6 protein-coding genes are annotated in these 8,201 nt (G+C 60.6%); 2 read left to right on the top strand and 4 right to left on the bottom strand.

The features are described from left to right. Positions 1-387, top strand: a 387-nt coding sequence (locus LB577_RS32785; RefSeq protein ID WP_224690529.1) for an NAD-dependent epimerase/dehydratase family protein, incomplete at its 5' end; no start/stop codon positions are given. Next, entirely contained in the window at positions 384-1,358 is a 975-nt protein-coding gene (galE, locus tag LB577_RS32780) for a UDP-glucose 4-epimerase GalE (protein WP_224690528.1), read from the top strand. The genes LB577_RS32785 and galE, both read left to right, overlap by 4 nt. 159 nt (positions 1,359-1,517) lie before the next feature. Here galE and LB577_RS32775 read toward each other — a convergent pair whose 3' ends face one another. The 4 genes from LB577_RS32775 to LB577_RS32760 all read right to left on the bottom strand — a co-directional run. Beyond that, positions 1,518-3,338, bottom strand: coding sequence for an ABC transporter ATP-binding protein (locus tag LB577_RS32775; RefSeq protein WP_224690527.1), 1,821 nt, complete (start codon positions 3,336-3,338; stop codon positions 1,518-1,520). After that, positions 3,335-4,324, bottom strand: coding sequence for a glycosyltransferase family 2 protein (locus LB577_RS32770; protein ID WP_224690526.1), 990 nt, complete (start codon positions 4,322-4,324; stop codon positions 3,335-3,337). The genes LB577_RS32775 and LB577_RS32770 overlap by 4 nt, the downstream gene beginning before the upstream one ends. Continuing rightward, entirely contained in the window at positions 4,321-7,335 is a 3,015-nt protein-coding gene (locus LB577_RS32765; protein WP_224690525.1) for a trifunctional glycosyltransferase/class I SAM-dependent methyltransferase/polysaccharide deacetylase, read from the bottom strand. Before LB577_RS32765 ends, LB577_RS32770 begins: the two co-directional genes overlap by 4 nt. A gap of 6 nt (positions 7,336-7,341) precedes the next feature. After that, positions 7,342-8,201, bottom strand: an 860-nt coding sequence (locus LB577_RS32760; protein WP_224690524.1) for a glycosyltransferase family 2 protein, incomplete at its 5' end; no start/stop codon positions are given.

The raw sequence follows: 8,201 nt of genomic DNA, 5'->3' as shown, positions 1-8,201 counted from the left end.
GCCCTGCAGAATGAGCCGATAACAGTGTACGGCACCGGCCAGCAGACACGGTCATTTTGCTATGTCGACGACCTCATTGACGGTCTGGTTCGCATGATGCAAACGGATGACGGCTTTACCGGTCCGATCAATCTGGGCAATCCGGTCGAATTCACGATGCTCGAGCTCGCCAATCTTGTGATCGAACTCACCGGAAGCCGGTCGAGGATCATTTCTTTGCCTTTGCCCATCGACGACCCAAGGCAGCGACAGCCCGATATCGGAACTGCCTTGCGTGAGCTCAATTGGGAGCCAAGAACCGCGTTGCGAGACGGCCTTGTCAAGACCATTGCCTATTTCGAAGGGTTGGTTTCGTCGGGGTATCTACGACCCGCCGCTGCCGAATGAAGACCGTCCTGGTCACCGGCGGGGCCGGCTATATCGGATCACACTGTTGCAAGGCATTCGCCGAATCGGGCTGGTCGGTCATAACGTATGACAATCTCTCGCGCGGTTGGCGCGACGCGGTCAAATGGGGCCCGATTGTCGAGGGCGACATTTCCGACGCCGAGGCCGTGTCGGCGACTCTACGACAATATCGGCCTGATGTGGTGGCGCACTTCGCCGCCTATGCCTATGTGGGCGAGTCTGTCGAGCACCCGGGACTCTATTATCGAAACAACAGTTTCGGATCGCTGGTCTTACTTGAGGAAATGTTGAAGGCCGACGTCAAAAAGCTGATCTTTTCCAGCACGTGCGCGTCTTATGGCGTTCCGGTTCACTCTCCGATTGACGAAACGCATCCGCAGTCGCCCATCAATCCCTATGGATGGTCGAAATTCATCATAGAACGGATGGTGGACAATCTTTCGTATGCTCATGGCCTCGACGCGGTCGTGCTCCGGTATTTCAATGCGGCTGGATGCGATCCCGATGGCGAGGTCGGTGAGCGGCATGAACCGGAAACACATGTCATACCGCTCGCAATCGAGGCGGCGGTCAGGCGGGACCGGATTTTTACCGTCAACGGCATCGACTTCGATACCCGCGACGGGACCGCAGTACGCGACTATGTCCATGTCACCGATCTCGCGCGTGCTCACGTGCTGGCGGGGGAGAAACTGCTTCGCGACAAGGGTGTCCACGTCTACAATCTCGGGACTGGAACTGGAACGTCGGTGAAGGAACTGGTCGATGCGGTGAACCGGGCATCGGGATCGCGCCTTCCTGTGGTTTACGGTCCGCGCAGGGCAGGTGACCCTCCAGCGCTCGTAGCCGCGGCCGGCAAGGCGCACCGGGAACTCGGCTGGGCGCCTGAGCAATCCGGAATAGACAGGATCGTCGAGACGGCGCTGGCCTGGTACCGCAGGCAATTGTGACGGGCCCGCCACCCCGCAGCCTGTCCTACCGGCGTCGAGGGAGCACCTACCGCGCCGCCCGAAAGCTTTCAGTTCGCTGCCCGCGCCGGACCGAGTCGGTGGTGGGGCTAGATTAATCACGTTTTCAGCGTTAGGGCCGACTGACGAAGTAGAGCAGCGTCAGCGTCCTTTATCATCAGCATCAGAGTCACGCACGATTTCGTGCTGGCGACGTTGGTATTGAGGAACAACGAGGGAGGCAGGTCCTTGGCTGGTGACCCTGCCGTTCTCTATCCAAATGACATTGGCCGCATCACGCGCCGTTTCTACGCGGTGCGTGATCAGCAAAGTTGTCCTTTTGCCAAGCTGCCTGTCAATCGCGCGCCGCACCTGGTCCTCGAGCGCGGTATCGAGCGCGTTCGTAGCCTCATCCAGGATCAGGAAGTCCGGATTGCGCAATACAGCGCGTGCCAGGCCAATACGCTGTCGCTGTCCGCCGGAAAATCGCAGCCCCTCTTGCCCGATCCAGGTATCGTATTGCTCAGGAAGGTCCTCGACGAATGACGCGACGCCGGCACTGCGGGCAGCGACAATGATCTCTTCTTCGGCCGCATCGGCTTTGGCCATCCGGATATTGTCTGTCACCGTGCCCTCGACGAGGTCGACGTCCTGACCCGTTACTGCGATCTTGGACAACCAGTCGTCCCGCCTGATGTCTTGGAGCCGGGTGCCGTCAATCTTGATGTCGCCAGAGGTCGGTTCGTACAGCCGTAGGAGGAGGTTCACGATCGTCGTCTTGCCAGCGCCACTTGCGCCGATCAGCGCGGTGGTTTCTCCGGCTGGAATTTCGAACGACAGGTCAGTCAGGACCGGCGTATTTTGATCATATCCAAAGCTTACGTGCTCGAAGACGATACTCGCGTTCAAGTTTTCGAGCGCGATGGTCCCCTGCGATGGATATTCCTTGTCCTCGGACTGAACCATCTCCAGGACTGAGCGCAGTTGCGGCTGCAACTGCGCCAGAAATAGCAGATTGCTCTCGAACTCCTGCGTATGCGGCTGCAGCCGATAAAGCAGCGCGACGGCGGCCAGCGTCACCTCGAAGCTGATGTGCCACCACCCGGAGACCAGGACGATAGCCCCCAACATTCCCAGATAGCCGATCTCGGTTGTTGGGCCGATCCAAGACGAAAGGCGAATCATGGACAGCGATGCCTTGCGCGCGGCCGCCGACGATTGCACGAAGCGGCGCTGATGAAGCGCCTCCTGTCCATAGGCCCGGATGGTGCGCAACGCCTGGAGCGTCATAAGCATGTGTTCGCCGAGCGATTGATGGATCTTCTTCACCTGATGGCCCAGATCCCGCGCAGGTCGCGAAAAGATGCGCAAGATCGCCGAAATCGCGATTGAGCCAATGGCAGCGATCACCAGGATCTTCCAGGAGATCGTGAAGAGAAAGACGGCGAACACGAAGATAGAGCAGCTGTTGATGATGAGTCGGGTCACCGCACCATAGGCTTGCGCCACGAGCCACGACTCGGTCCCGAGCACCTCCATGAGCTGCGATTGTTCGTGCCGTTGGATGTGTCCGAAGGCGACCCTGAGATATTGTTCGTGGACGAGGTTGCGCACCCGTTCGCTGATTCGTTCGCCGATGCTGGAGCTTATCAACGAATATAGCAGCGCCAGTGCTCCACGCGCGAGAATGAGCAGGAGGATCGCGAAGGCGAGCCGGGTAGGACTACCGAGCCAGGAGATTGCCAGACCCAGCGCTCGGCCCTGAAGGCCATTTCCAGTTTCTGTGATCCGGTCGGACACCAAATAGAGGAACAGCAGGATCAGGGTGATGCCGAGCGTCTCGGCCAGGGACGACAGAAAGCCAAGCGCAAGCAGCGCGGGCGTCGCCCACCGCGGCTTGCCGACGATGCGAAGCAGGTGCGAAAGATCGCGCAACGAAGCGCGGACCGCACCGCGGCGAATGGCGCCGTTCGCATCGCTCATTTCAGTTCCCCGGTCGGGAAGCGTACGATCGCCTGCGGGCGGACAGGCGGACGACCGCGCACCAGCTTTGTCGCGGCGCGCTTGGCCAAATGCGCCCCGATCCAGGGCAAATCCACGGCGATTATCCGCATGGCGATCGCGGGATGACGGCGTATTAGCAGTGACAGGATCGGGAGCACATAGCGCGGGTGCCTCTGGCGCAAGGTCCGCTCCAGGAGCCACGCCGAATAGAAATGCAGGCCCTCACGCAGCTTAGATGCCGCTTCCGGATGGCGGCCGAGCATCTCGTCCACCACCAGTATCCAGGACCGCAGCATGCGAGTCATGTTGCTCGACATATTTCCCGGCAGATAGCGATATCCCACCAGCGGCTCTTCGACGACTTCGAAGTGGTATCTTTCGGCGACGCGACAGTAGAAGAGGATATCTTCACAACCTTGCGCGCCGGCCTCACGCAGTCCGCCTTCGAAACCGTTGGCGTCGATCAGCGCCTGCCGATGTACCAAGGCGGCGCTGCCGTTGCCAACGAAATTGCCGAGAAAAAGGCGCTCAAGCACATCGCCCCGCCAGTTTGGCCGATGCCGAGCATCCGTTACCGCTCCCTGCGCATCGATGACCAGATACCAGCAGTAGACGAGCCCCACTTTCTCGTCCGCCCGATCGAACGCGGCCAGTTGCCGTTCTATCTTGGTCGGCGCCCAGAGATCGTCGGCATCGACGAACGCAATCAGATCGGATCGCGCCGCTTGCCAACCCGTGTTGCGTGCAGCGGCCACGCCGGCATTTTCCTGCTCGATCAGCCGGACACGCGGATCGGTCTCCGTGTGACGTCGGGCTATGGTGACAGTCTGGTCGCGCGAACCATCGTCGACGACAATAATCTCGAGCGCGCGGTGAGTCTGCGAGCGAACGCTGCGGAGCGTCTCCTCGATTGTATCTTGCGCGTTGTGAGCGGGGATAATGACACTGACGAGTTCGCCGTTCATTCGAGCACGGCCTCTAGCATGGCAACAAAGTCATCGAGCGAACGATCCCCGCGCATCTCGATGCGGGGAAGGTCGATCAGATCGCAATCGAGATCCGCCGGCCCAGATCTGGCGCCGAACCCGATTCGATAGCCGCATTCCTTCGCCAGCCGGCCAAGCCGTCGGTCGGTGACGGAGAAGGGCGCCGCGAACGCCGTCGTTGGCCGCCCAGTCCAGCGCTCGATGAACATGCGCGAGCGCAGCAGCTCGGCGGCCAGCTCGGAGCTCGAGAGACCGTCGATTGCGCGATGCGTCGCCAGATGGCTTCCGAAGAATGCACCTTCGGCTGCAAGGCGCCCCACCGTCCAGGCGTCCATGAGCGGTGTCGGCGGACCGCTGTCTGCATCCCACAGCGCGTTTTCACCCACCAGGTCCGTCACAAGGAACACTTCCGCGGTAAAGTCGTTCGCGCGCAGGGTTGGCCAGGCATGGTCTGCAAAGTTCTGAAAGCCGTCATCGAACGTTATGAGCACCGGGCGGCCCACGAAAGGGTGACGGTTGGCGATAAACCATCCCAGCTGTTCCGACACGATCGCGTGAAAGCCATTAGCGCGCAGCCATGCCATCTGGGTGTCGAACGCGGCGGGCGTGAAGCGATAGCGGGCAAGAGCGGCCGGACCATCATCGCAGACGCTGTGATACATCAGAACGGGGATGCGCTGCCGCCGCTCGTTGCGCGCCACATAGCTGCGCCGCGCCCGCGCCCCACCCCAGACGACGTTTCGCGCGACCTCGATTTCGACGGGCGCCAGGATCGAGACATGATCGACCGTCGGTTCCGCCGCCAGCTCTTCCGGGGACAAACGGCGGAACCGGTCGATGCGATAGAGTTCCGTCTGGATCGATCGCTCAAGGACGAGGCCTTCGGTCGCTGCCAGCGTCTGCGAGATTACTTGCGCACCGAATTTGTTATCCCAATCGAAGCCTGTCCGTTCCATATTATCACCAAGCACGAATGCGTGCGCGCTGATGAAACTGCCGCCGGGCGCCAACGCGTCGACGAGTTTTGTGGCGAAGCGCCGCAACGCGTCTAGATCATCCAGGTAATAGAGCACTTCCGAGCAGACGATCAGATCCATCTCACCTGGCAGGGTATCCGCGCTCAAATCCAGGACCCTGAATTCGACATTCAGCTGGTCCCTGCATCGTGCGCGCGCTCGCGCGATAGCAACGGCGGAGATGTCCGTTGCAGTCAAATGGCCCACTCGGGGCGCCAGTTGCTGCGTGAAATGGCCCTCCGCGCACGCCAGCTCAAGCGCCCGTCCTATCGGACCGGCCGGCAGAATTTCGAGCTGCCGCTCATATTTTTCTTGCTCATAGGGCGAACCGTAGTTCCAAGGGTCCGCAGTCATGAAAAAGCGATCCCAGAATGACGCGCGATCACCGTCGCGCCTTCCCTCAACCTGTGCAGGACGCGGCGGTGCGGAAGGTTCTGTCGCTTCGGTGTTTGGCCGCGCCAGCCGTTGCGCTGCCGTTGTCAACTGCGCAAGTCTGCCGTAGTGACTGTCCCGATCAGACCGTCCGGCCATTCGCAGCAACGTCTGTGCCGTGAGCACGTTTGTTTTGTCGGCCCCGGCGCCCCGTTGCAGGGTCGGCACAGGCGATCGGCTCGCAACCCGCACGGCACCCTTCCACAAACGGAATGCCATGCGCTTAAACCCGGAGAGGTCGCGTGTGAGCTCTTGAGGAGGCATGACATCTAGGATCAATTCAATCCAGTGTCGCTTTGTCACTGTCCCGAGTACACCGAACTGAACCAGGGCCGCGATCTGGCCATCCACCATTAGGTAGGCATAGATTTGATCGATCCCTTCCGGCAGTTTGGTCGAGGTCGGACTTCGAGCATCGATGCGAATCCCAAGTGTCCGCGCCAGCCTGCGAGGAGCGGCAAGGTCGTCGAAGTCGAGAAGCATTTGCTCGAGATGATATTGAACGCGACGACCCGCAACCGGATCGCTCCAGATATAGCCGAGTTGATCGACCAAATCGGTGAGGGGGCCGCCGAACCTGTCCCATCTGGCAGCCAATTGCTGCGGCGTCGACAGACTTCCTACCATCAAGCCGTCGAAGACCACCTTGGCGATCTCAGGCGCCCATTCGTATCTGGCCGGGAGAGCGCGTAGGATGTGCGGGTGGATTGGGCCGCCGCCGTTGCCGCAATCCGATGCGGCGTTCCACAACGCGAACCATGCGAGTGCTTCGGAAGCGGCGCGCCCGTCCGCCGAATTTGCTCCGTTGGCGTGCGCGGACGCCGGGCGTTTCACCCGGGGGTCGGCAGAAAAGCCTCGGGCGATCACGATTTCGGCGTCCGCCAGCATCTGCGTCGAATTGCGCGTGAGCGAGTTGGGGCTGGCTCGATAGAAGGCCAGCGGCTCGTCAACCATCACCCAACGGTTTCCGAGACGTGCGACGCGCTGCCACAAATCCCAGTCCTCACATGTGCGCAGCGATACATCGAAGCCGCCTAACTCGACGACTGTCGCGCGGTCAATCAGCAGCGCGTGAGTACGGATGGCACAACGTCGCGCGAATGTCTCGAATGGTTGGATCGCAACCTCCGGGGCGATGCTCGGTGGGGTGAGTTCGCCATCGGGCATCACTCGCCGAGAACCGCAATACGCAGCCACAGAATCGGGCGCGGCTTCCAGTGCGGTCAGCATTTTCGCGAGAAAGCTGGCGTCCACCCAATCGTCGGCATCCAGGAACATTAGCCAGCGTCCGCGCGCTGACGAAATCCCCTTATTGCGCGCGCCGGCGGCGCTATGTGCCGAAGAGTTCAGCGTCCGAAATCGGGCATCGCGCCCAACGTGACCGGCGATAATTTCGGCGGTGCCATCACTCGAGCCGTCATTGACGACAATCGCCTCCCAATCGGCAATGTCCTGACCGAGGAGACAGTCGAGTGCTTGTGCGAGCGTCAGTTGCGCGTTGCGCGCGGGCACCACGATTGAAACCAAGGGATTATCCACCACGTCTCCCTACCCGCGCTTGGTTCGGAGGTAGAACAGGATTCCTGAAGCATAGCCGGCGATTTCATGCCAAAGGAACCGATCCTCGGGAATCCTGCGTCCAAGCAGCCTTCTGCGAACTCTGCCGAGGTACCAAAGCGGCTTCCATTTGAAAGCCTGTTTTAAATTCGCCTTGACGCCAGTTCGTTCATGCTGGACGAGCAATGCGGCCGAGTGACCGCGCATGTAGAAGTAGATTTGCTTAGCCAGACCGTCCATCGTCCGCCTGTGGAAATGGAACGCGACGGAGGTTGGCTGGTAAAGGCAGTCATATCCGTTGGCGAGCAACCGATACCAATATTCGGAGTCGCCTGAACATCCAGCTTGGCCGACATCGAGGCGTTCATCAAACAATCCCGCGCGGTCAAACACCTCGCGCCGAAAGGCCATGCTGGCACCGGCGCCGATTTTCCAGGCCGGGAACACGTCGTGCTTGCTGGCAGCAAAGTCGGCCGCGCGGAAAAATTGAGGCCTGTAGCCTTGCCCGAAGCTCCAGAACGTCTCGAAATAACGCTGGGCTTCGGTGGCAATTTCGGCGGGCAGTACAAGGCCCGTCACTGCGCCAATCGAAGGTCTGTCGAATGCCGTGATCAGCTGCTCAAGCCATTGCGGATGAAGCAAGACGTCGTCGTCGGTGTAGGCGATGATTTCCGAGGATGCGCGCTTAGCGCCCCGATTGCGGGCAATATCCAAGCCAGGTCGATCCTCGCGGACGTATATTGCGCCGGCAGCGAGTGCTACCTCGCGCGTTTGGCTGCCTGTCGATGCGTTGTCGACCACGATGACTTCTGCCGGCGGGACGCTTTGCTGTGGAAGCGAGGAGAGGCAAC

The sequence above is a fragment of the Mesorhizobium sp. B283B1A genome (genome assembly GCF_020165735.1).
Classification (GTDB): domain Bacteria; phylum Pseudomonadota; class Alphaproteobacteria; order Rhizobiales; family Rhizobiaceae; genus Mesorhizobium; species Mesorhizobium opportunistum.
The sequence above is the reverse complement of the archived record's forward strand: the minus strand, read 5'-3'. Positions and strand labels throughout refer to the sequence as shown.